The organism is Candidatus Arcticimaribacter forsetii (assembly GCF_910589745.1).
GTDB lineage: Bacteria > Bacteroidota > Bacteroidia > Flavobacteriales > Flavobacteriaceae > Arcticimaribacter > Arcticimaribacter forsetii.
Map to the genome: position 1 here is coordinate 1,864,692 of NZ_OU342399.1, position 22,605 is coordinate 1,887,296.

The window sequence follows — 22,605 nt, forward strand, 5'->3', positions numbered from 1 at the left end:
TATGATGAATCTCAAAGAATTTTCTTCCCTTTCTGAGAACTACAATCCTTTAGACGAGCAGCAACGCCTATCTCTAGAGAAAATAACGTATCGTTACCCTTATTTTCAAGCAGCATACGCATTGTACTTAAAGTCATTAAAAGAGCAGGAAAAATTTAATTTTGATCTAATTCTCAAAAAAACAGCTGTAATAACCCCACAAAGAAACACCCTTTACAATTGGCTCTATAATGAGTTCAAAACACCAGTTCAAGAAAAAAGCATAACGGTAGAAGAACCAAAAGAAGTTCCTAAATTGGAAGAATCTACTCTGAATACAATTCCAGATTCCGAACCATTCGAAATAACAGAAACTATTCGAGAGTTTCAAGCGGAAGAAAAAACAGTACCTATAAATCTAACTTTTTTAGATTGGATTGAATGGACAAAGAACAACAAGCAATCCGCATTTGAAGCAACTGAAACGAAGAGTCCTTTGGAGGATAAATTTGAACTGATTGACACTTTTCTTAAAAACAATCCTAAAATACCGCCTGTATCTTCTGCAACCGGAAAAGATAATTTAGCAAAAGAAACCAAGTTTAATAAAGAAGAATTAATGACCGAAACTTTGGCAAAAGTTTATGTCAAACAAGGGAAGTTTAAGAAAGCTTTACTCGCATACAAGATATTAAGTTTGAAATATCCAGAAAAAAACAGTTTCTTTGCAGACCAAATCAAAGCTATTAAAGATTTACAACAAAAATAACATAATCTAATGAGTACATTTTCAATTTTCATCACACTGATATTAGTCGTGTGTTTACTTCTTATACTAGTAGTAATGGTTCAAAATCCAAAAGGAGGAGGTCTTTCTTCATCTTTCGGAGGTGGAGCTCAACAAATAGGAGGAGTTCAAAAAACTGGTGATTTCTTAGACAGAAGTACCTGGGTATTAGCAACACTATTGTTAGTCCTCATTTTACTATCGAATTTCAGCCTACCAGGGGTTAAAAATAACATTAATGATGAATCAAAATTACTTGATTCAAACACATTAGAAGAGATTTCAACAGAGGTAATTCCAGAAGTAATTCCAGAAACACCTATTGAAGATCCAGCTATTGAAGAATAGACAATAATACCTTTTAAAAAATGCCAGCTTACTGACAAGCTGGCATTTTTTTTTGCTATTTATGCCATATATCTAAATGGCATAATTTATGAAATTTAGTATTTGAAATTATTTAACATAAAATCAATTCATATGAGTACAATTAATATTAAACCTCTTGCAGACCGCGTTCTAATTGAACCTGCTGCTGCAGAAACCAAAACCTCTTCCGGTTTATACATTCCAGACACAGCAAAAGAAAAACCTCAAAAAGGAATTGTAGTTGCTGTAGGCCCTGGAACCAAAGAAAACCCGGTTACCTTATCAGTTGGAGATACTGTTCTTTACGGTAAGTATGCAGGAACTGAGCTTCAACATGACGGAAAAGATTTCTTGATCATGAAAGAAAATGACATTCTTGCAATTGTTTAATCTAAAAATCATATTAAAATGGCTAAAAAAATAGTTTTTGACATCGATGCTAGAGATGGCATAAAAAGAGGCGTAGATGCTCTAGCAAACGCCGTAAAAGTTACACTCGGACCAAAAGGTCGTAACGTAATCATTGGAAAAGCTTTTGGTGCACCGCAAGTAACTAAAGATGGTGTTAGTGTTGCTAAAGAAATTGAGTTAGAAGATTCTTTAGAAAATATGGGAGCACAAATGGTAAAAGAAGTTGCTTCCAAAACCAACGATTTAGCTGGTGATGGAACTACTACTGCTACAATTTTGGCTCAAGCAATAGTAAAAGAAGGACTTAAAAATGTTGCTGCTGGCGCAAACCCGCTAGATCTTAAACGTGGTATTGACAAGGCTGTTAATTCTATTGTTGTAGAATTAGACAATATTGCTACTGAAGTTGGTGGTTCTTCTGAAAAAATAAATCAAGTTGCTAGCATTTCTGCTAACAACGACAGTACCATCGGAGGATTAATTACAGAAGCTTTTGAAAAGGTAGGGAAAGAAGGAGTAATTACTGTTGAAGAAGCAAAAGGAACTGAGACTTATGTTGATGTTGTAGAAGGTATGCAATTCGACAGAGGATACCTTTCTCCATATTTTGTTACCGACTCAGAAAAAATGGAAGCAGACTTAGAGAGTCCTTACATTTTATTATATGATAAAAAGATTTCAGCAATGAAAGATCTTTTACCTGTATTAGAACCTGTAGCTCAAACCGGCAAACCTTTAGTAATTATTGCAGAAGATGTTGACGGTGAAGCATTAGCTACTCTTGTAGTTAACAAACTTCGTGGGGCACTAAAAATTGCTGCTGTTAAAGCACCAGGATTTGGAGATCGTAGAAAAGCAATGCTAGAAGATATTGCAATCCTTACAGGTGGAACTGTAATTTCGGAAGAACGCGGTTATACCTTAGAAAACACTACACTTGAGATGCTTGGTACTGCAGAGAAAGTTACCATTGATAAAGACAATACAACTGTTGTAAATGGATCTGGTTCAGCAGAAGCAATTGAAGGGCGTGTAGGACAGATAAAATCTCAAATCGAAAACTCAACCTCAGATTATGACAAAGAAAAACTTCAAGAACGTCTAGCTAAACTTTCGGGTGGAGTTGCTGTTCTTTATGTTGGTGCTCCTTCTGAAATTGAAATGAAAGAGAAAAAAGACCGTGTAGACGATGCTCTTCACGCTACAAGAGCTGCTGTAGAAGAAGGAATTGTTGCCGGAGGTGGTGTTGCTTTATTAAATGCAAAAAAGGCCCTTGAAGGAATCAAAAGCGATAATGCTGATGAAGAAACAGGTATTCAAATTATAAAGAAAGCTGTTGAAGCTCCTCTAAGAATTATTGTTGAAAATTCTGGTGGTGAAGGCTCTGTAGTAGTATCTAAAGTTCTCGAAGGAGATCAAAACTTTGGTTACAACGCCAAAAACGGAACCTATGTTGACATGCTTAAAGAAGGAATTATTGACCCTAAAAAAGTAACACGAGTTGCCCTTGAAAATGCTGCTTCTGTTTCTGGAATGATTCTTACAACTGAATGTGCTCTTCTTGATATTAAAGAAGATGCCCCAGCTGGAGGAGGTATGCCTCCAATGGGTGGCGGTATGCCGGGAATGATGTAATATCATTTTATTTTTCATAAAAAAAAGCGACCAAATGGTCGCTTTTTTTATTGATTGAAATTTAATTATTCTTTCACAATCCGATCATACAAACAACACATCGGAAGATTGTTATATGTTTCATCTTTTGCTGTTGCTAATTTAGTGTCGTGACCTGAATCAGCTATTCCTTCATGAATTTTTTCTAAACTAACTTTTGATGCATCATAAATAACCGAAAACTGATGCGAAGGGATGTCCCAAGTTGCTAACTTAACTCCTTTAATACTGAACGCTTTTTTCTCAATTCGACTTTTACACATTCCACAGACTCCTGCCACTTCAAAACTTGTTTTTTGAATATCTTTCTTTTTCTTTTGAGTGAAACTTACTAGTGGAGCAAGTGCAATCAGTAATATTATTATTTTTTTCATAATCATTAATTATTTAATTTAAAACGAAGCCCTGCATAAAACATTTTCCCAAAAACAGGAGCATAAACCAGGGAAGAATCAAAAGTTGTTCCAAACGGATTTTCAGATCCTATAATTGGGTTTAACTGTTTAAAATTCCCTAAGTTTTCACCACCCAAATATAATTCAAATTTATTTGAAAAAACACGGGTCAATTGCATATTTAGTAGACCATAGCTATTCGAATAAAATCCAGATCCATCTCTGCTATTAGACGGAAGTCGCTGTGCTCCAACAAAATGATAGGTCCAATCTGCTTTCCATTGCGATCCATTTTCTTCATTTTCAAATCGATACTCAAAGTTGGCAAAAAAGCGTTCTTTTGGTTGTAATGGTTTTTGAAGTGTTTGAGTTCCATAAGTTGTTTTAACTTCATAATTTTTATAAGCTAAACGCAAAGAAGTATTCTTAAAAGGAACATAATCTACTTCTAACTGAAAACTGTTTGCATAACTAGAACCCTCCAAATTATAAAAACGAATGTGACTCGCTTGTTCCCAGTCAACAACTACCTGATCTTCAAACTGAGTTCTATAAAAGTCGACTGTTACATCTCCTTGGTTTTCAAAAAGCGTGAAGCCTTGTCTAAAACTAACTCCATAATTCCAAGCTCTTTCTGGTCTTAATCCATAAACAGAACCTCCATTATCTGACACTTGAATTAATCTATTTGTTCCAAATAATTTTTGGTTTTCAGCAAAAATATTAGCTACTTTCCTTCCACTTCCAACAGATGCTCTAAGAACAGAACGTTCCCAAGGATTGTATCGGACATGAATTCTTGGAGTTACAAAAAAACCGAGTCTATTATGAGAATCTACACGAATTCCAGCGGTTAAATTTAACTTATCTAAACTATCGTAACTGTATTCAAAAAATGCTCCTATTACTTCATCTCTTCTTTCATAATTAACTAAATCTACTTGCTCGTTATAGCTGTCATATGAAAAATTAATCCCCGTTTTAAATTTATTCTTAGTATTCGAAATAATTGAATTGAATAATAAATTAGTAAAAAAACTCTTATGCTCAATATCATAAGCTCTTAATCCAAAATAAGATTCTTGGTCATGGTTGCTATAGGCTGATTGAAACCCAAAACTCTGATAAGGAGTTTCAGGAAAAACATAACCTACTTTTAAGGACGCATCCATTCGTTGAGTAGCTATTTCACTTCCCCAAAAATCTCTGCTTCCTTTGTGTATCAAAGGGTCAAAGCTCATAGATCCGGTCTGTTTTTCATCATCTAAGAAACGAAGACTTGCAAAACCTACCCAACCTTTTGTGGCATCTGTATATTGCCATCTATTGAGAACATTAATTTGCTTTGATATAGGAACATCTAAAAAAGAGTCTCCATTAGCATCAAATTTTTGAGTTCGTTGATTAACATGTACGTAAGATCCACCACTCCATTTTTCATTAAACTTTGTGTTAAAATGAGTGTTAAGCTCTTTTCTTCCGTTTAAGGATACATAAGCATTCACGAAAATTGGAGCATCTGCTGAGGGTTTTTGGATTTCTGTATTAATCTGACCCGCGATGCTTTCAAAACCATTAACAACACTACCTGCACCCTTAGTAATCTGGATACTTTGGATCCAAGTTCCTGGTGTAAAAGTTAAACCATAAATCTGAGAAGCTCCCCGTACCATCGGTATATTTTCCTCAGAAATTAAGAGGTAAGGGCTTGATAGTCCCAACATTTTAATTTGCTTTGTCCCGGTTAATGCATCAGCAAAATTGACATCAACGGAGGGGTTTGTTTCAAAACTTTCAGAAAGATTACAGCAGGCTGCTTTTAGCAACTCTTCACTTGAAACAAGAATGACATTCTGAGCTTCCAAATACGATTTCTGAATCGCTTTTCTTCTTTGAGTTATAGTAACTTCATCTAACACATCCTCTGTATTTGGAAGTAAGGTGTGTATTAGTTTTTTTGCAGTTGATATCTTCAGAGTATCGGTCTTAAAGCCAATATAACTGATTATTAATTGATTCGAATTTGAATTCATAGGAATTTCGAATTCGCCTTGTTCATTAGTTATTGCTCCAACTGTAGTGTCAAGCCAAATTAAATTAGCTCCACCAATTGGCATTTCAATACCAGATTCTTCGATTTTTATCTGACCATTTAGAAGTTGCTGTGCGGATGCAGACCAACCCATAAAAAATAATAATATGTATGTATATTTCATTTAATAAAATAAATTCGTTTTTAAATAACTTAGAAGTTTTAGATAAAAAAGAGTTTATTCATAGAAAACGAAAGAACTGTATAGTTTAAAAAGAGAGGAAGATATGGGAGGGGGTAAACTATTTTGCTCGACTATAAAATCAGAAAAAAGATTAGGCGCAATGAATTCATTTTGGAGTGATGGTAATAAATAGTCTAAGACTAATCCATTTGCTTCATTTGATAAAGTTATATCCTCTGCACTTTGAAAAACCTGAATATCATCTGAACAACAGCTTTTTTTTGAAAACTCAAGCGTGTTTGAAGACTCTTTTTTTATCTTTTCCATGCCACAGCCCTTTGGACTGAATGCAAATGAGACTTCTGCTAAATGATCTCCACAATAATGAAAATTAAGCGCCATGCCCATTTTAGAATGGACAAAAAGTAGGAGCAGCAAAATAACTTTTAATTGCTTCATTTTCATTGTTGTATAATACAAATATACGTTTTTTACTAAGCTAAACCAAAAAGCAGACCCAGGGACATAAAAATCATCAATAAATTTTCGATGAGTGTTGCTTCGGTCATCGGTAAATTAAGAACCGTTCCTAAGCATGCACATTTAATTTGATCTTTTTGCTTTAGTGATTTCAACACCCCAAAAGTTGTAACAGAAAGAATAACGAGTGTTGCTATTAAAACCAAATTCAACTCCAATCTTAACAAAAAAGAAATCCCAAGGATTGTTTCTATAAAAGGATATAACCACCCATAAAAAGGAATAACTTTTGCTACGGGATCATAGGTAGCAAAAGAAGAAGGGAATGACTTATATCCCAAAAACTTAAAAAAACTAAATACAATAAAAAAGAGCCCCATAAAACTGAGCATCAAATCATCCAAATTTAGATCTGAACGCTCTAAATAAAGTGCTCCAAAAATCAAATAAACAAAAATCAGAAAAAGAGGAAATAACTCTTTAAGTTTAGAAAACTTGACTTCATTGTTTAAATCCTTAACAGCATATTTGGATCCTAATACTTTTTCAAGAGAAGAAAAAGACCGTTTTGAATCTACCTCTATCTTCGTAAAACCAGATTTTAAATCAATTTCAACATGTTTGATTTCAGGAATAGCGTTTAACTTAGAGAGCACTCCTTTTTTACAATTTTCACAAGTCATCCCTGTAATAATAAACTCTTGATTCATAATATTGTTCTTTTATTCTACTATAAAAATCTGATTTTAAAATGAAATAACATTCAAAAACAGAAACAAAATAAATTTATCTATCATCTACTTCAAAAATTGTTCAAAATAAGGAATCAATTCAAATCATTAAAATGGAAAATTTAATACTTTTGTGGAAACTATTTTCCAAGTGGAGCAGCATAAAGAAATTTTATCCTCAGTAGCAACAATTATTAGTGTTGACTCAAATTGTCTTGAAACAAAACTTACCCAAATTTGTGCTCTTTTGAAACAGGAAATTAAGACCTACGATTGGGTCGGTTTTTATTTTGCAAAGCAAAACACAAAAACTCTTCATTTAAAAGCATTTTCAGGGATCCCAACGGATCATACGGTAATTCCATTCGGTAAGGGGATTTGTGGTCAGGTTGCAATTTCAAACAAAAATTTTGTTGTTGATGACGTGCATGCCCAAGACAATTATATCTCTTGTAATATTGATGTGAAATCTGAAATCGTGATTCCTCTTTTTCTCAATAATGAAAATATTGGTCAAATTGACATAGACTCAAATACAATTAACGCATTTAATGAGTCTGACGTTATTTTACTAGAAAAAATAAACGAAAAAATAAGCAATTATATGCTTTCAAATAAACTATCCATAAACATCTCCTAAAATGAATTCAGCACACAAAATCAGTTCGGCTTTAATCTCGGTATTTGACAAAGAAGGCTTAGCCCCTATTATTAAAAAATTAGACACAATTGGTGTTACTATATATTCAACAGGAGGAACGGAAAAGTTTATTAAAGACTTAGGGGTAGATGTAATTGCGGTAGAAGACATAACTTCTTATCCATCAATATTAGGCGGTAGAGTAAAAACCCTTCATCCAAAAGTTTTTGGCGGGATTTTAAATCGTCAAAACGTAACTTCAGATCAAGAAGAAATAGCTCAATATGAGATTCCACAAATTGATCTCGTAATTGTTGATTTATATCCTTTTGAAAAAACAGTAGCGTCTGGTGCGCCAGAACAAGATATTATCGAAAAAATAGACATTGGAGGTATTTCTTTGATTCGTGCTGCAGCTAAGAATTTTGCTGATGTCATTTGTGTTTCAGACAAAAACGATTATCAAGAGTTTTTAGAACTTTTAAACTCTACAGATGGAGCGCCAACACTTGTAGACAGAAAAAGTTTTGCCGCAAAAGCATTTAACATTTCGTCTCATTACGACACTGCAATATTTAACTATTTCAATTCAGAATCTGAGGAAGCAAGTTTAAAACTTAGTATTCAAGAATCAAAGTCTCTCAGATATGGAGAAAATCCACATCAAAAAGCAAGTTTCTTCGGACCACTAGAAGAGTTACTAGAACAAGTTCATGGAAAAGAAATTTCATACAACAACCTTCTTGACATAGACGCAGCTGTTCAATTGATGTTAGAATTTCAAAATGAAGATCCTACTTTTGCTATTCTTAAGCATAACAATACTTGTGGGTTTGCAACAAGAAAAACACTTACACAAGCATATGATGATGCTCTAGCCGGAGACCCTGTTTCTGCATTTGGTGGAGTTCTAATTTGTAACCGAACCATAGATAAATCAACTGCAGATAAAATAAATACTCTTTTCTGTGAAGTTGTAATAGCTCCTGGATACGATGCTGATTCATTAGAAGTATTAAAAAGTAAAAAGAATCGCGTTTTATTGATTCAAAAGAGTAATATTATACTCCAAGATTCTGTAAGAACATGTCTTAACGGATATCTGGTTCAAGAAAAGGATTCTATCACAGATAGTATAGATCATTTGACTGTAGCTACTAAAGAACAACCAAGTGACGAGAAAATTGCAGATTTATTATTTGCTTCAAAAATCTGTAAGCACACTAAATCGAATACCATTGTCTTAGTTAAGAATAATCAATTACTTGCTTCAGGAACAGGACAAACCTCTCGAGTAGATGCTCTAAGTCAAGCTATTGAAAAAGCAAAAGGATTTGGTTTTGATTTAGAAGACTGTGTTATGGCAAGTGATGCTTTTTTCCCATTCCCTGACTGTGTAGAAATTGCTTATAATGCAGGTGTACGATCTGTAATTCAACCTGGAGGGTCTATAAAAGATCAGTTATCAGTTGATTTTTGTGATGCAAATAAAATGTCAATGGTATTCACGGGTATAAGACATTTTAAACATTAATTTTTAGTACATTTGAGATGTACCGAATAAAAAATATTTGATTATGGGGTTTTTTGACTTCCTTACTGAAGAAATTGCTATAGACCTAGGTACTGCAAACACCTTGATTATCCATAAAGACAAGGTAGTTGTAGATAGCCCGTCCATTGTAGCAATTGACAGGACTACTTCTAAAGTTATTGCAATAGGATTAGAAGCTAGTATGATGCAAGGTAAAACGCATGAAAATATAAAAACCATTCGACCTCTCAAGGATGGAGTAATAGCAGATTTTAATGCTTCTGAGCAAATGATTAACATGCTCATCAAAAGTATTCCTACCCTAAAAAATCGCCTAATTACACCTTCACTAAGAATGGTAATTTGTATTCCATCTGGAATTACAGAAGTAGAAATGCGCGCTGTAAAAGAATCAGCTGAACGTGTTAACGGAAAAGAAGTTTATCTAATTCACGAACCAATGGCAGCTGCTATAGGTATAGGAATTGACATTAAACAACCTAAAGGAAACATGATTGTTGACATAGGGGGTGGAACTACTGAAATTGCGGTAATTGCTCTTTCTGGAATTGTATGTGATAAGTCTGTGAAAATTGCTGGAGATGTATTCACAAACGACATCGTGTATTACATGCGACGTCAGCACAATTTATATGTGGGAGAACGTACGGCAGAAAAGATTAAAATATCAATTGGTGCTGCTCTAGAAGAGCTAGACAACCCACCGGAGGACATGTCTGTTCAAGGAAGAGATTTATTAACTGGAAAGCCAAAACAAGCCGTAGTTTCTTACAGAGAAATTGCAAAAGCATTAGACAAATCTATTCTTCGCATAGAAGATGCTATAATGGAGGCACTTTCTCAAACCCCTCCAGAATTAGCTGCAGATATATATAATACAGGAATTTACTTAGCAGGTGGTGGTTCTATGCTAAGAGGTTTAGATAAAAGAATTTCACTCAAAACTGATCTACCTGTATACATTGCAGAAGATCCACTTCAAGCAGTTGTTAGAGGTACAGGTATCGCATTGAAAAATATTGAACTTTACAAGACTATATTGATAAAATAAACCCATATGCAATGGATTTTAACCCTTATAATCCAATATAAAAATTTCCTTCTATTTCTTTTTTTATTAGGAATTGGGATTGTCTTTTCTAGTTACAGAAGCACGTACCATCAAAACAAACTTCAAAAAGTCGGACTAGTTTTATCGGGAAGTATTTCAAAATCCATCTCTACTTCTCAATCATATTTAAGCTTAAGAGAAAGAAACAAGAAATTACTTCTTGAAAACAACATCTTAAAACAAAAACTAATTAATCAAAGCTCTATAGGAACTAAAAACACAAAGGACTCTTTTGATTCTGATTTAGTTGAATATGTTGTTGAACCAGCTTATGTTGTAAAGAATAGTTTTTCAAAAGCCAGGAACATTCTAATTATCGATAAAGGTGAATTAGATGGAATTAAAAAAGATATGAGTGTTATTAGCTCTGACGGAATTGTGGGGATCGTAAAACAGACTAGCGATCATTTCTCTAGTGTAATTTCTATTTTATATCAAGATTTTAAAATCAATGCAAAATTAAAAAATTCAGGTGCTTTTGGATCCCTATCGTGGGAAGGTGGAAAACCTGATGAAATGATATTTTCTGATGTTTCTGTAATTAATGAGGTAAAGGTTGGAGACACAATAGTATCGGGTGGAATGTCTGCATATTTCCCAAAAGGGATCCCTATTGGAACAATTAAAAGTTATGATAATCAAAATTCAGGAGGATATTACTCTATTAAAATTAAGCTTTTGAACAATCTTACTGATTTAGAAAATGTTTATATAATTGATAACAAAAAAAGATCCGAGTTTTTAGATCTTGAAAAAACGAGTAGCAATGATTCAAGATAATGTAAAAATCGCTGTTCAGTTTATAATCTTTGCCCTATTGCAAGTTTATGTTTTTGACCATGTTAATTTATTTGGGTTTTCTTGTCCAGCCATCTATTTATTTTTAATTATTTCCTATCGATTTGAAAAATCTGAATTTTTATTAATCCTATTGGGCTTTATGATTGGACTAATCATTGACCTACTACAACATTCATCTGGAGCTAACACGATAGCCACTCTTTTTATTAGTTTCTTACGACCGTTTATAATTAAGTTCTCTTTTGGAATAAATCCAGACAGTCCCTCTATTATGAACATGAATACCAAAGTAAATAATCAGGTTTTCTATCTCATTTTAATGATCTTAATACATCAATTAATCCTTCAGAGTGTAGCTTACTTCGATATGTCGCAACTATTTTTAATCATTAGGAATACAATTGTGAATACGGTATTAACCTTTATAATTCTATTCGCTGGAATCTTTTTATTCAAAAAGAAAAGTTCATGAGAAAGTTACTACTTGCAGGACTTACTTTAATTATGGGTTTCATATTCATAATTCGTTTATTTCAGCTTCAAGTAGTTAACACATCTTATCAAAAACTTTCAGATAATAATGCAATTTTGTCAATTTCAGACTATCCTGAAAGAGGCTTTATCTATGATAGAAACGGAACCTTATTGGTAGCAAATCAAGCGGCGTATGACATTATGATCATACCAGAAAATGTAATCCCTTTTGACACAGTTGCTTTTTGTGAATTAGCTGGTGTTTCCAAAGAAAAATTAATAAACAACCTAAAAAAGGCAAGACGATTTTCCAGAAAATTACCCTCTGTTGTTGTAAATCAAATTTCTAAAGAAACATATGCTAAGCTTCAAGAGCAAATGTGGAAATATGAAGGGTTTTTCATCCAAAAAAAGTCTCTTAGAGACTATCGTGTGAATTTTGGTGCAAATGTTTTAGGTTATGTGAGTGAGGTAAATCCTAATGACCTCAAAAATGATGATTATTATCAACTAGGGGAAATAATTGGAAGACAAGGAATAGAAAAATCTTACGAAAAAGAATTAAGAGGTGTAAAAGGAAAGCGTTTTTTACAAAAAGATAGATTCAATAGAATTATTGGAGATTATAAAGAAAAATCATTTAATGTATCATCAAAAAGTGCTTCCGACATTCAATTAACGCTTGATGCAAGACTACAAGAGTACGGAGAAGAACTAATGCAAAATAAAAGAGGAGGAATTGTAGCGATAGAACCTTCAACTGGAGAAATTCTCGCACTGGTGAGTGCACCTTCTTATAATCCAAATTTGCTCGTCGGAAGAAATCGTTCGAAAAACTATAGAAAATTAGCAAAGGACACATTAGAAAAACCTTTATTCGACAGGGGTCTTCAAGCATTATATCCGCCAGGATCTCCATTTAAGACCTTGAATGCACTAATAGCCCTTCAAGAAGGTGTAATTACTCCTGAAACTACTTTCTTATGTAATAAAGGGCACTATTATGCGCGTGGAGCATTTATGGAATGCCATTGTAAAAGAAATTCAAAAAACGATCTTCTCAAAGGAATCTACCAATCCTGCAACACCTATTTTGCGAATACTTATAAAAAAATAATCGAAAAATACGACACCCCAGATAAGGGGGTAAATCAGTGGAATGTACACTTAAAAAGTTTTGGGTTAGGGAATTATCTGGGATATGATTTATCTGTTGGAAAAAGAGGATTCATCCCTAATGCATCCTATTACAACGCTTGGTACAAAGAAGGAGGATGGAAGGCACCTACCATAATTTCAAATGCTATAGGACAAGGTGAGGTTTTAACTACGCCCATACAGCTTGCTAATTTCACAGCTGCCATTGCTAATAGAGGCTATTATTATACTCCTCATTTTTTAAAATCTGTAACAGGAGACACTTTACAACAAAAATTCATTCGTAAAAACACAAGTATTAATCCTGAACATTTTGAAGTTGTTATCGACGGGATGCATAAAGTAGTAGAAAAAGGTACTGCAAGAATAGCAAGAATTAAAGACATTGAAGTTTGTGGTAAAACAGGAACTGCTGAGAATTTTACTAAAATAGAAGGTGTAAAAACACAACTTACAGACCACTCTATTTTTGTAGCATTTGCTCCAAAAGATGACCCTAAGATCGCGATAGCTGTTTTTATAGAAAATGGATATTGGGGAGGAAGATGGGCAGCTCCAATTGCTAGTTTAATGATTGAAAAATATATTAATAAAGAAATTAAACGAACTTGGCTTGAGCAAAGAATGATTAATGGTAGTCTAGCATCTGAATACGAAAAACCAATCTCTGGAAAACCATTTAAAATAAATGAATAAGATAATTTACAGACTCGATTGGGTCACGATCCTCCTCTATGTTGCTCTTGTTATTTTTGGAATTTCGAATATCTATTCAACAAACTATAACGAAAACTCCAATCTAATTAATCTCAAAACACCCGTTGGTAAACAGGTAGCATTTGCTGTTGCAAGTTTCATTGTTGCTATTGTTATGCTCACAATAAAAGCTAAAGTCTTTGAACGATTTGCAAGTGTTTTTTATCTACTTACTCTGATTTTATTAATTGGTTTATTTGCTTTTGGCAGTAATATTTCTGGCGCAACCTCTTGGTATTCTTTTGGTGGAGTCGGTCTTCAACCTTCAGAATTTGCAAAAGTTACTACTTCCCTAGCTGTTGCAAAACTATTAAGTGAAATTCAGATTGATATCAGAAAAATAAAGTCTTTAGTACAAGTAGCTCTTATAATTGTACTTCCAATGATCCTAATCGTTCTACAACCAGACCCTGGAACCGCTCTTGTTTTCAGTGCTTTCTTTTTTGTTTTGTTTAGAGAAGGTCTTAATTCCTTTTTTTTAATCACTGCATTTAGTTTGGTTTTCTTTTTTATCCTCTCTCTTTTAGCTCCCATTCCTTTTGTTTTTGCTAGTATAATTACGCTTTCAATTTCTTTATATTTCTTTTCAAGAAAATTCAATAAAAAAACTTCTCTTCTCCCCTATTTAGGAGTAATAATTTTTAGTTGTAGTTATGTTTACTCTGTAGATTATATCTTCAATAATGTGTTTGAACAAAGGCACAGAGATCGATTCAATATTATTCTAGGAAAGGAAGTAGATTCTCAAGGAATTGGATACAACATAAATCAATCAAAAATTGCAATTGGCTCTGGAGGTTGGGAAGGTAAAGGGTTTTTACAGGGAACTCAAACAAAAGGAAACTTTGTTCCTGAGCAACATACCGATTATATTTTCAGTACAATTGGAGAAGAATGGGGGTTTTATGGAAGTACAGCCGTGGTATTTGTGTTTTGCTTTCTAATCATACGTATTGTTTATCGTGCTGAAAATTTAAAAAATAATTTTGCTAGAATATACGGTCATGGAGTTGCAGCTATTTTATTTTTACACTTTTTTATAAATATTGGAATGTCACTTGGTTTGGTACCTACAATAGGAATTCCTCTTCCGTTTATTAGCTATGGAGGGTCAAGTTTGCTTGGTTTTACTTGCCTACTCTTTATTTTTTTAAATCTAGATGCAAATCGACTCAGCGATTAACTTCTTAAGTTTTTACATCTAAAGCGTCTCTTAAACTATTACCTAGGGTCATAAATGAAAAAACCAAACTCATTATGGCTAAACCTGGAACTATTGCTAAATAGGGCTTTCCCAAAAGTATATACCTAAAATGATCTTTAATCATTCCACCCCAACTAGGAACTGGAGGTTGCGCCCCAATGCCTAAAAAACTAAGGCCACTTTCAATTAAAATTGCAGAGGCAAAATTTGCAGCAGAAATAACAATTAATGGCGGAATTACGATGGGTAAAACATGTTTTAATAGAATTCTAAAATTTGTAAAACCTAAAACCCGTGCAGCCTGTATATAAGTCTTTTCTTTAATCGATATAACCTGACCTCTAACAACACGAGCCACTTCGACCCACATGGTTAAACCTACAGCAATAAAAACTTGCCAATACCCTTTACCTAGAGCAAGTGTAATTCCAATTACAATTAACAAAGTAGGGATTGACCAAATTACATTAATCAACCAAACTAAAAACTTATCTGTAATTCCTCCAAAATAACCTGCAATAGAACCTATTAAAACCCCTATTAATAAAGAAATTAAGACCGCAATAAAACCAATCGATAATGAAATTCTCGATCCAATGATAACTCTACTTAACAAATCTCTCCCGTACTTATCTGTACCTAGAATAAAGGTTTTATCTTTTATATATTGTTCTTTTATCTCATGAAAAGAGAGGTTAGAAGGAAATCTTTTTAAATCAATGGGTTGAAAATAAGTTTGAGGAGTTCCTTGTGCATGGAAAAACAGTTTCTTATCGACCCACTTCAAACTATCAATTGCTAACTCTTCGGAAACTGAGTGTACACTAGAACTCGGAAGAATCAATATTTTACTTGAAAAACCAGGAGGTTTTGAATGAATAGATAAATGCATCTGATTTGCATTTGGGGTGTTATCGGGAGCAATCCAATAGGCAGAGATTGCGACAAAAACCATGAAGATTATATATAGGAAACTAATAAACCCTAAACGGTTTTTTAAAAATCGACGAAATAAAAAACCTACTGACAAGAGTTATAATTTAGTTTGAGCAAGTTTATTTGTTTTTTTTAATGGAACACTTAAATCCTCTAGTACATTTACAGCTTCGAAAAGATAAATGTCTTTACTTAAAGATTCCTCCCAGCGTAAACGGCTTTCTTTTAAATCAGAATCTTTATTTAATTCTGGTAAATCAACCTTAAGAGTTTCTAACAAAAAAGGAGCTTTAAAATTATCCAGCTCATTATATTTTTCTGTTTCTTTTTCTCTTTGCTTTCTTTCTTTTAAAAAACGATCATAGTTGAGTGTGTATAGATTATCATCTTGTTGAGCTTTAATCCATTTAGCTTGTTCATTTATTAATACCATATAAGAATTATTCTCAATTCTTGTTTTACTGTTGTTTATGGCATATTCAAAATTATAAGGAATATTATCCCAAGGTTCATATTCTGCAGGTGTAATTTGATCCCATTCTAAGGGTTTATTTTGAGATCTTTCTCCGGTTTCTATATAAGAATATCTTCCTGGAATAACAACATCACTTTTAACCCCTTCTAACTGAGTAGAACCTCCATTTATTCTATAAAACTTATCGATCGTTAGCTTTAATGCTCCTAAATCCCCGTGTGTATTATTAGAAATAACTCGATTTAAATCGTATACCGACTGAACAGTTCCTTTTCCATAAGTTTGTTTACTTCCAACTACAACGGCTCTCTTATAGTCTTGCAATGCGGCAGCAATAATTTCGGAAGCAGAAGCAGAGGATTCATTAACCATAACAACCAAAGGGCCGTCCCATGTAACGGATGGGTCAGTATCTCTTAGAACATTTTTTCTTCCACCCGTGCTTTTAACTTGAACTACTGGTCCTTCTTCTATAAAAAATCCAGTCATATCAACTACAGTCTGTAGAGAGCCTCCTCCGTTATTTCTGAGATCTAAAATGATACCTTCAACATTTTCATCTTTTAATTTTTGAATCTCTTTCTTTACGTCACTAGCAGCATTTCGTTCGCTATAATCTGTGAAATCAATATAAAACTTAGGTAAATGAATGATTCCGTATTTTTTCTCATCTTTTAAAATAATCGAAGATTTTGCAAAAGCGTCCTCTAATTCGACTACGTCTCTTGTAATTGGAATAATTTCAACAGAAGCATCTACATGTTTAACTGTTAGATAAACTGTGGTGCCCTTAGGACCTTTAATTAATTTAACAACATCATCAATTCGCATTCCAGAAATGTCTACAGGCTCTTCATTTTCTTGAGCCACTTTCAAAATAACATCTTCAACTTCGAGGAGTTTATCTCGCCAAACAGGGCCTCCCGAAATAACCTCAACAATCCTAATCTCTTGATTTTTCTTTTGTAACCGAGCACCTATTCCTTCAAATTTTCCCGAAATATTAGTGTCGAAACGTTCTTTGTCTTGTGGTGCAAAATAATTTGTGTGCGGATCAAATTGAGCGGTAATAGCATTGAGATAGATAGAAAAATAGTCTTTGCGTTGCATATCATTTCTTACCTCAAAAAATGTTTCCATATTTTCTCTGATAATTGCACGGGCTTGTTCTTCAAGAAGATCATCAGCTTTCATAACATAAGTACTATCTAGCTCGAATTTCTTTAGTTCTTCATCTTTCTTCTCTACATAAATCCCTAAAGCAGATAACTTAAAGTATTTTAACCAAAGCCTTCTGAGCTCAGAAAGTGACTCGGTATATTCCATATTATCGTAATCCAAATTAATTTCTTCATCTAGCGAAAAATCAAAAGGCCGATCTAATAATGGCTCATAAAAAGCTTCAATCTGGCCTAATCTTTGGGTGTACTTTTTATATGCAAAGTCAAAGAAATTAACATTTGCAGCTTTTATTTGATCATCTAAATCATATTTAAAAGGAGCAAAGTTATTGATGTCTGCTTGAATGAAAAAACGATGTTGTCCGTCTATGTTATCTAAAAAATTCATGAATACATTTTCTGAAAAATTGTCGTCAATAGTTTCTGGATCGTAATGAGCTCTTTCAAGAACGTAGGCCATGATTTCAATTAATAACTTATCTTTTTCAGGATTAATAAGAGAACTTGAAAAAGTAAAGCTATAAAAGAGCCCTAGGACAACTCCACCTGCCAATAAAAATTTTATTTTCTTCATATACCGTTTGTAAATATGGTTTTGGGGTAAAAACTAAACCCTTTTTATCATCATCATTATAAAAAGCAATAAACGTGCCTTTTATATTTCAATTAGTTCTTATTACTAAAGTATATAAACATAGAGCTATTCCCAAAAAACATCCTGTTTTTTGTATTTAATTAACAACCCTTATCCCTTGATTATTTCTTAATTTAGCATTAAATCCATTTTATGAATCAAAGACCACTAATTCTTGTCACAAATGATGACGGAATAACAGCGCCAGGAATTCGAACTTTAATTGAGGTGATGAATACAATTGGCGACGTTGTTGTTGTTGCTCCAGACAGCCCACAATCGGCAATGGGACACGCAATTACAATTAATTCTACTTTGTATTGTAGTGAAATGAAAAAAGTCGATGGACCACAAAAAGAATATCAATGCTCTGGCACTCCTGCAGATTGTGTCAAATTAGCAATAAATGAACTTCTTGATCGAAAACCTGACCTCTGTGTATCGGGAGTTAATCACGGTTCTAATTCTTCTATTAATGTTGTTTATTCTGGAACCATGAGCGCTGCTATTGAAGCAGGTATTGAAGGAATACCTGCGATCGGTTTTTCTTTGTTGGATTATAGCTGGAATGCAGATTTTACTCCAATCAAACCTTTTATTGAAAAAATTGTTCGAGCTGCGCTTGAAAATAAACAAAGACCTGACGTTGTTTTAAATGTAAATTTCCCAGCTCTTGCCGAAGATAGAATCAAAGGAATTAGAATTTGTAGACAAGCCAAAGCTAATTGGGTTGAAAAGTTTGACAAACGTCAAAGTCCTCTGGGTAGAGACTACTATTGGCTAACTGGAGAATTTATAAATGAAGACAAAGGTCAAGATACAGATGAATGGGCACTTAAAGAAGGTTATGTTTCTGTTGTACCAACTCAATTTGATTTGACTGCACATCATGCGATACAAGAATTAAATAATTGGAATTTTGAGAAGTAAAGAACGTTTAATGGGAGTAGCAATGGGACTGGTTCTAACCTTAGTTGGAATGTCAGGGTTTACCTTGTTTTTTTCCGACGAAAGTCTTTTGGGAAGTATACAAATACTTTACATTGAAAATAAATTAGGGAGTCTTATAAGCATTGGAGCCTTATTAAATCTTCCTGTGTTTTTTGTGTTCATTAATCAATACCGATATGATCGCGCCTATGGCTTGGTGTTTTTTTCACTGTTCCTAGTTGCTTTAATTGCTATTCTAAAATTTATATAAAGTGAAGTATTATATAATAGCCGGCGAGGCCTCTGGGGATCTTCATGCTTCGAATCTTATGAAAGAACTGAAGTTAAAAGACTCTAAAGCTGTCTTTAGATTTTGGGGTGGTGACAGAATGGAAGCTGTTGGCGGAACGCTTGTTAAGCACTACAAAGAATTAGCATTCATGGGGTTTTGGGAAGTTTTTAAAAATCTTTTTACAATTTTAAAGAACATCGCTTATTGCAAAAAAGATATATTAGAATTTAATCCAGACGCTATTATTTATGTTGATTACCCTGGTTTTAATTTAAGAATTGCAGAATGGGCAAAAAAACAAAACTTTAAAAACCTCTATTATATAAGTCCTCAAATATGGGCGTGGAAAGAAAATAGAATTTCAAAAATCAAAAGAGACTTAGATGCTCTTTTTGTAATACTTCCTTTTGAAGAAAATTATTACAAAGAGAAACATAACTACATCACGCAATATGTAGGAAATCCATTAGTTGATGTAGTTCGTAATTCGATCTCCGAGAAGGATAACTTCAAAGAGGAGTTTAACCTTGATAAAGAAACACCTATCATTGCTTTATTACCTGGAAGTAGAAAGCAAGAAATAACTAAAATGATGCCAACGTTCCTTGAGGTTATTGAACGATTCTCAGAGTATAAATTTGTAATTGCTGCTGCTCCTGGAATTGATTTCGAATGGTATCAGCTGTTTTTAAAAGGGAAGCATGTGCTATTAGTTCAAAATCAAACGTATCAGTTACTTAAAAACAGTTTTGCTGCTATAGTAACAAGTGGAACTGCAACTCTTGAGACTGCTCTCTTTAAGGTACCTCAAATGGTTTGTTACAAAAGTAGTTTTTTAAGTTTTCAGATTGCAAAAAGAATTATAACACTCCCTTATATCTCACTTGTAAATTTAATAATGGATCGAGAGGTTGTCTCTGAAATTCTTCAAAATGATTTTACTGTAAATCGTATTGAAGAAGAACTCCTCTTAATTACAAAATCTAATAAAAGAAAAAAATTATTAGAAGATTATGAAGAATTAAACGACAAGTTATCTGCCGGAGGGGCTAGTTCAAAAACAGCACAATCAATATTTAATTATCTGAAAAACAGTAATTAATATATTAAAAGAACTACATTTATGAAGTGAAATTCCCAAATTTTACTTTAACTCCTGTCATAATATGTTTTGTTCTTGGTGTTCTTTGCTCCTTCCAATTCGAAATAAGCATAACAATACCCAACACCCTACTTCTACTAACAAATGCAATTGGACTTCTAATAGCATGGATTCTTTACAATAGAAAATGGATGTGGGTAGCTGGTCTTCTGGCCGTTTTTATTTACCTCTGAATCGGGGGACATAGCTTTTTAAATATTTTTTAAGCGCATCTGGACCTTGAAAAACCATGTAGTCTCCTTGCTTGATCATTTTAAGGTAAGGTTCCAATTCCTGAGCAGTATAGTACCCAACCACTGGCATAATTGGGTCACCATCTTCACTAAAAAATACCATCGTTGGGTAGCCTCTTATCCCTAAAAACTGAGTGAATTGATGTGTGGCATTTCTTCCTTTTTTACGTTGGTCGTAATTCGGATTTTTAAAATTTTGATCATAAAATCGAATCAACTCATCCCCTTCAGCATTAAATTTTACTGCGTAGAAGTGTTCGGATACGTATCGAGCTAGATCTTTATTTGCGAAAGTCTTTTTGTCTAACAATTTACATGGACCACACCAAGTAGTGTATACATCCATAAAGATCTTTTTAGGTTCTTTTTTCTGAGCCTCAAGAGCTTCAGCTAAACTCATCCACTCAATTTGTTGTGCATAAGTGCCTACAAAACTTAATATAAATAAAACAAGAAGTTTAATTTTCATAGATAATTTTTAATGTACTTCTCCCATTAGTTTTTTCATCAAAGGAGAGAAAATAATAACTATTAAACCCGCCCCAAGAGCATATTGTGAAATTAACATAAATCCATCGGTATAAATGCCTAACGTGTCTAAACCACCAACATTTGAATCTGTACTTTCTACAGCTAACTGTTTTCCTATAAAACCAACTATTTGAAAAGCATAAGCAGAAGATAAAAACCAAATACCCATCATAAAAGCTACAATGCGTTTTGGCGATAAACTTGTTATTTTAGATAATCCAACTGGAGACATGAATAATTCACCAATAGATAAAACGAAGTACATAATAATTAAATAAGCAAACGGAACCATTCCGTTTTCGTCTGCATTTCCTTTACTTAATGCAAGAATATAAAAACTAGCACCAGCAAGAACTAAACCTAAACCGAATTTATAAGGTGTTCGAGGGTTTAAATTTTTCTTAGATAAATAACCCCATAACAATGAGATTGGAATAGCAAGTAAAATTATAAACATAGAGTTCAAAGAGTTCGTCTGAGCTGCAGACATAATCCCATCTAAAGCAACATTTCTTGATGCAAATAGAGTAATTACACTTCCTGACAATTCATGAAAACCCCAGAACATTGTCATAAAAAAAGTAATTAAAACAGCCATAAATAACTTTTTACGTTCCTCTTTAGTTGCATTAACCATAATGCTCCCCAAATAAATTAGAATTGTAACTCCTATTACCTTAAAAATCAATCCCACTATAGTCTCATTACCAAGAACAGATTCTCCTCCCATAATGGCTTCATAAGAAGACAATACATAGGCTATAACAGGCACAAAAACAATGGAGAGAATTGGGATTAATGTTTTTTGTGGAACTCCCAGAACTTCTTTTTCATAAACTTCTTTATTTGGAGGTAAGCCCCTATCATCAAAAACATTTTTTTTGATTCCACTCCAAAAAAACAATAAACCAGCCATCATTCCAATTCCTGCCAATCCAAAACCATAATGATATCCGTACTCAACCGCTAACCATCCACATAAAAGTGGAGCGATCCAACCACCAATATTAATACCCATATAAAAAATGGTAAATCCAGAATCTTTTCTGACATCCCCATCTTCATATAGAGCACCTACAAAAGTTGATATGTTAGGTTTAAAGAAGCCATTTCCTACAATAATAAAGGCAAGAGCTAGAAAAAAAGCAATGTCGTTCTCGATTGCTAAAACAAAGTGACCAATAGCCATTAAAATTCCACCTAAAAATATTGAAGAACGCATTCCTAATATCTTATCAGAAACTTGACCTCCAATCACAGTAGAAGCGTAAACTAATGATCCATAAGAAGCATATACAGCAGCAGTTGCAAAATCTCTATTCGACAAAGATTTAAATATTTCTTCAACCATGTAGAGTGTAAGTAATGCTCTCATTCCATAGAAACTAAAACGTTCCCATAATTCTGCAAAGAAAAGATATAATAGCCCTTTTGGATGTCCTAGAAAAGAAGTATCATTATTCGGACTTGAAATTGTATTTTCTGACATA

General features: G+C 33.4%; 23 protein-coding genes. 15 read left to right on the forward strand and 8 right to left on the reverse strand.

Annotated elements, in window-relative coordinates; all coding sequences use genetic code 11:
• The first annotated feature begins 1 nt into the window (after nucleotide 1).
• The 4 genes from NG655_RS08550 (at nucleotide 2) to groL (ending at nucleotide 3,181) form a co-directional block, all read left to right on the forward strand.
• Entirely contained in the window at nucleotides 2-748 is a 747-nt protein-coding gene (locus tag NG655_RS08550) for a hypothetical protein (RefSeq protein ID WP_252158895.1), read from the forward strand.
• Between the two features lie 9 nt (nucleotides 749-757).
• On the forward strand, nucleotides 758-1,114 hold the full coding sequence (secG, locus tag NG655_RS08555; RefSeq protein ID WP_252158896.1) for a preprotein translocase subunit SecG: 357 nt from the start codon (nucleotides 758-760) through the stop codon (nucleotides 1,112-1,114).
• A gap of 132 nt (nucleotides 1,115-1,246) precedes the next feature.
• Nucleotides 1,247-1,525 carry a co-chaperone GroES gene (locus NG655_RS08560; protein WP_252158897.1) on the forward strand — a complete coding sequence of 93 codons (279 nt, stop codon included), beginning with the start codon at nucleotides 1,247-1,249 and terminating at the stop codon, nucleotides 1,523-1,525.
• Nucleotides 1,526-1,543: 18 nt separating this feature from the next.
• Nucleotides 1,544-3,181, forward strand: coding sequence for a chaperonin GroEL (gene groL, locus NG655_RS08565; RefSeq protein WP_252158898.1), 1,638 nt, complete (start codon nucleotides 1,544-1,546; stop codon nucleotides 3,179-3,181).
• Nucleotides 3,182-3,246: 65 nt separating this feature from the next.
• Here groL and NG655_RS08570 read toward each other — a convergent pair whose 3' ends face one another.
• Genes NG655_RS08570 through NG655_RS08585 form a run of 4 tightly spaced genes read right to left on the reverse strand, consistent with a single transcriptional unit; the run spans nucleotide 3,247 to nucleotide 7,021 of the window.
• Nucleotides 3,247-3,594: a heavy-metal-associated domain-containing protein gene (locus NG655_RS08570; protein WP_252158899.1), complete on the reverse strand. Its 348-nt coding sequence runs from the start codon at nucleotides 3,592-3,594 to the stop codon at nucleotides 3,247-3,249.
• Between the two features lie 5 nt (nucleotides 3,595-3,599).
• A complete protein-coding gene (locus NG655_RS08575) occupies nucleotides 3,600-5,831 on the reverse strand; it encodes a TonB-dependent receptor (protein WP_252158900.1) in 2,232 nt (743 codons plus the stop codon).
• 54 nt (nucleotides 5,832-5,885) lie between these two features.
• Nucleotides 5,886-6,290: an HYC_CC_PP family protein gene (locus tag NG655_RS08580; RefSeq protein WP_252158901.1), complete on the reverse strand. Its 405-nt coding sequence runs from the start codon at nucleotides 6,288-6,290 to the stop codon at nucleotides 5,886-5,888.
• A gap of 35 nt (nucleotides 6,291-6,325) precedes the next feature.
• Nucleotides 6,326-7,021, reverse strand: coding sequence for a heavy-metal-associated domain-containing protein (locus NG655_RS08585; protein WP_252158902.1), 696 nt, complete (start codon nucleotides 7,019-7,021; stop codon nucleotides 6,326-6,328).
• A gap of 154 nt (nucleotides 7,022-7,175) precedes the next feature.
• Here NG655_RS08585 and NG655_RS08590 point away from each other — a divergent pair, with 154 nt between their 5' ends.
• Genes NG655_RS08590 through rodA form a run of 7 tightly spaced genes read left to right on the forward strand, consistent with a single transcriptional unit; the run spans nucleotide 7,176 to nucleotide 14,720 of the window.
• Complete coding sequence (locus tag NG655_RS08590) at nucleotides 7,176-7,682, forward strand: GAF domain-containing protein (RefSeq protein WP_419469273.1); 507 nt, start codon at nucleotides 7,176-7,178, stop codon at nucleotides 7,680-7,682.
• Nucleotide 7,683: 1 nt separating this feature from the next.
• Nucleotides 7,684-9,216, forward strand: a complete 1,533-nt coding sequence (purH, locus tag NG655_RS08595) for a bifunctional phosphoribosylaminoimidazolecarboxamide formyltransferase/IMP cyclohydrolase (RefSeq protein WP_252158903.1) — start codon at nucleotides 7,684-7,686, stop codon at nucleotides 9,214-9,216.
• A gap of 43 nt (nucleotides 9,217-9,259) precedes the next feature.
• Nucleotides 9,260-10,288: a rod shape-determining protein gene (locus NG655_RS08600; RefSeq protein WP_252158904.1), complete on the forward strand. Its 1,029-nt coding sequence runs from the start codon at nucleotides 9,260-9,262 to the stop codon at nucleotides 10,286-10,288.
• Nucleotides 10,289-10,294: 6 nt separating this feature from the next.
• The gene (mreC, locus tag NG655_RS08605; protein ID WP_252158905.1) at nucleotides 10,295-11,128 is read left to right on the forward strand and encodes a rod shape-determining protein MreC; all 834 of its coding nucleotides are present in this window, start codon (nucleotides 10,295-10,297) and stop codon (nucleotides 11,126-11,128) included.
• A complete protein-coding gene (locus tag NG655_RS08610; protein ID WP_252158906.1) occupies nucleotides 11,115-11,621 on the forward strand; it encodes a hypothetical protein in 507 nt (168 codons plus the stop codon). The genes mreC and NG655_RS08610 overlap by 14 nt, the downstream gene beginning before the upstream one ends.
• Nucleotides 11,618-13,477, forward strand: a complete 1,860-nt coding sequence (gene mrdA / locus NG655_RS08615; protein ID WP_252158907.1) for a penicillin-binding protein 2 — start codon at nucleotides 11,618-11,620, stop codon at nucleotides 13,475-13,477. Before NG655_RS08610 ends, mrdA begins: the two co-directional genes overlap by 4 nt.
• Complete coding sequence (rodA, locus tag NG655_RS08620) at nucleotides 13,470-14,720, forward strand: rod shape-determining protein RodA (RefSeq protein WP_252158908.1); 1,251 nt, start codon at nucleotides 13,470-13,472, stop codon at nucleotides 14,718-14,720. The genes mrdA and rodA overlap by 8 nt, the downstream gene beginning before the upstream one ends.
• Nucleotides 14,721-14,724: 4 nt before the next feature.
• Here the strand turns inward: rodA and NG655_RS08625 are convergent, their stop codons facing one another.
• Nucleotides 14,725-15,720, reverse strand: a complete 996-nt coding sequence (locus NG655_RS08625) for an ABC transporter permease (protein WP_252159112.1) — start codon at nucleotides 15,718-15,720, stop codon at nucleotides 14,725-14,727.
• A gap of 54 nt (nucleotides 15,721-15,774) precedes the next feature.
• The gene (locus NG655_RS08630; protein ID WP_252158909.1) at nucleotides 15,775-17,907 is read right to left on the reverse strand and encodes a carboxy terminal-processing peptidase; all 2,133 of its coding nucleotides are present in this window, start codon (nucleotides 17,905-17,907) and stop codon (nucleotides 15,775-15,777) included.
• A 213-nt stretch (nucleotides 17,908-18,120) separates the two neighbouring features.
• On the opposite strand from NG655_RS08630, the gene surE reads away from it, so the two are divergent.
• From surE to NG655_RS08650, 4 genes are read left to right on the forward strand one after another with little or no spacing between them, the layout of a single operon-like run.
• Nucleotides 18,121-18,897 carry a 5'/3'-nucleotidase SurE gene (gene surE / locus NG655_RS08635; RefSeq protein WP_252158910.1) on the forward strand — a complete coding sequence of 259 codons (777 nt, stop codon included), beginning with the start codon at nucleotides 18,121-18,123 and terminating at the stop codon, nucleotides 18,895-18,897.
• Nucleotides 18,887-19,168, forward strand: a complete 282-nt coding sequence (locus NG655_RS08640) for a hypothetical protein (protein ID WP_252158911.1) — start codon at nucleotides 18,887-18,889, stop codon at nucleotides 19,166-19,168. The genes surE and NG655_RS08640 overlap by 11 nt, the downstream gene beginning before the upstream one ends.
• A gap of 1 nt (nucleotide 19,169) precedes the next feature.
• Nucleotides 19,170-20,291, forward strand: coding sequence for a lipid-A-disaccharide synthase (lpxB, locus tag NG655_RS08645; protein ID WP_252158912.1), 1,122 nt, complete (start codon nucleotides 19,170-19,172; stop codon nucleotides 20,289-20,291).
• Nucleotides 20,292-20,317: 26 nt separating this feature from the next.
• Nucleotides 20,318-20,524 (forward strand): hypothetical protein, encoded by a 207-nt coding sequence (locus NG655_RS08650; RefSeq protein WP_252158913.1) that lies wholly within the window; start codon nucleotides 20,318-20,320, stop codon nucleotides 20,522-20,524.
• Here NG655_RS08650 and NG655_RS08655 read toward each other — a convergent pair.
• Both NG655_RS08655 and NG655_RS08660 read right to left on the reverse strand, forming a co-directional pair.
• Nucleotides 20,511-21,053: a thioredoxin family protein gene (locus NG655_RS08655; protein ID WP_252158914.1), complete on the reverse strand. Its 543-nt coding sequence runs from the start codon at nucleotides 21,051-21,053 to the stop codon at nucleotides 20,511-20,513. The two genes, NG655_RS08650 and NG655_RS08655, sit on opposite strands and share 14 nt — an antisense overlap.
• Nucleotides 21,054-21,062: 9 nt before the next feature.
• On the reverse strand, nucleotides 21,063-22,604 hold the full coding sequence (locus tag NG655_RS08660; protein WP_252158915.1) for a peptide MFS transporter: 1,542 nt from the start codon (nucleotides 22,602-22,604) through the stop codon (nucleotides 21,063-21,065).
• Between the last annotated feature and the right edge of the window lies 1 nt (nucleotide 22,605).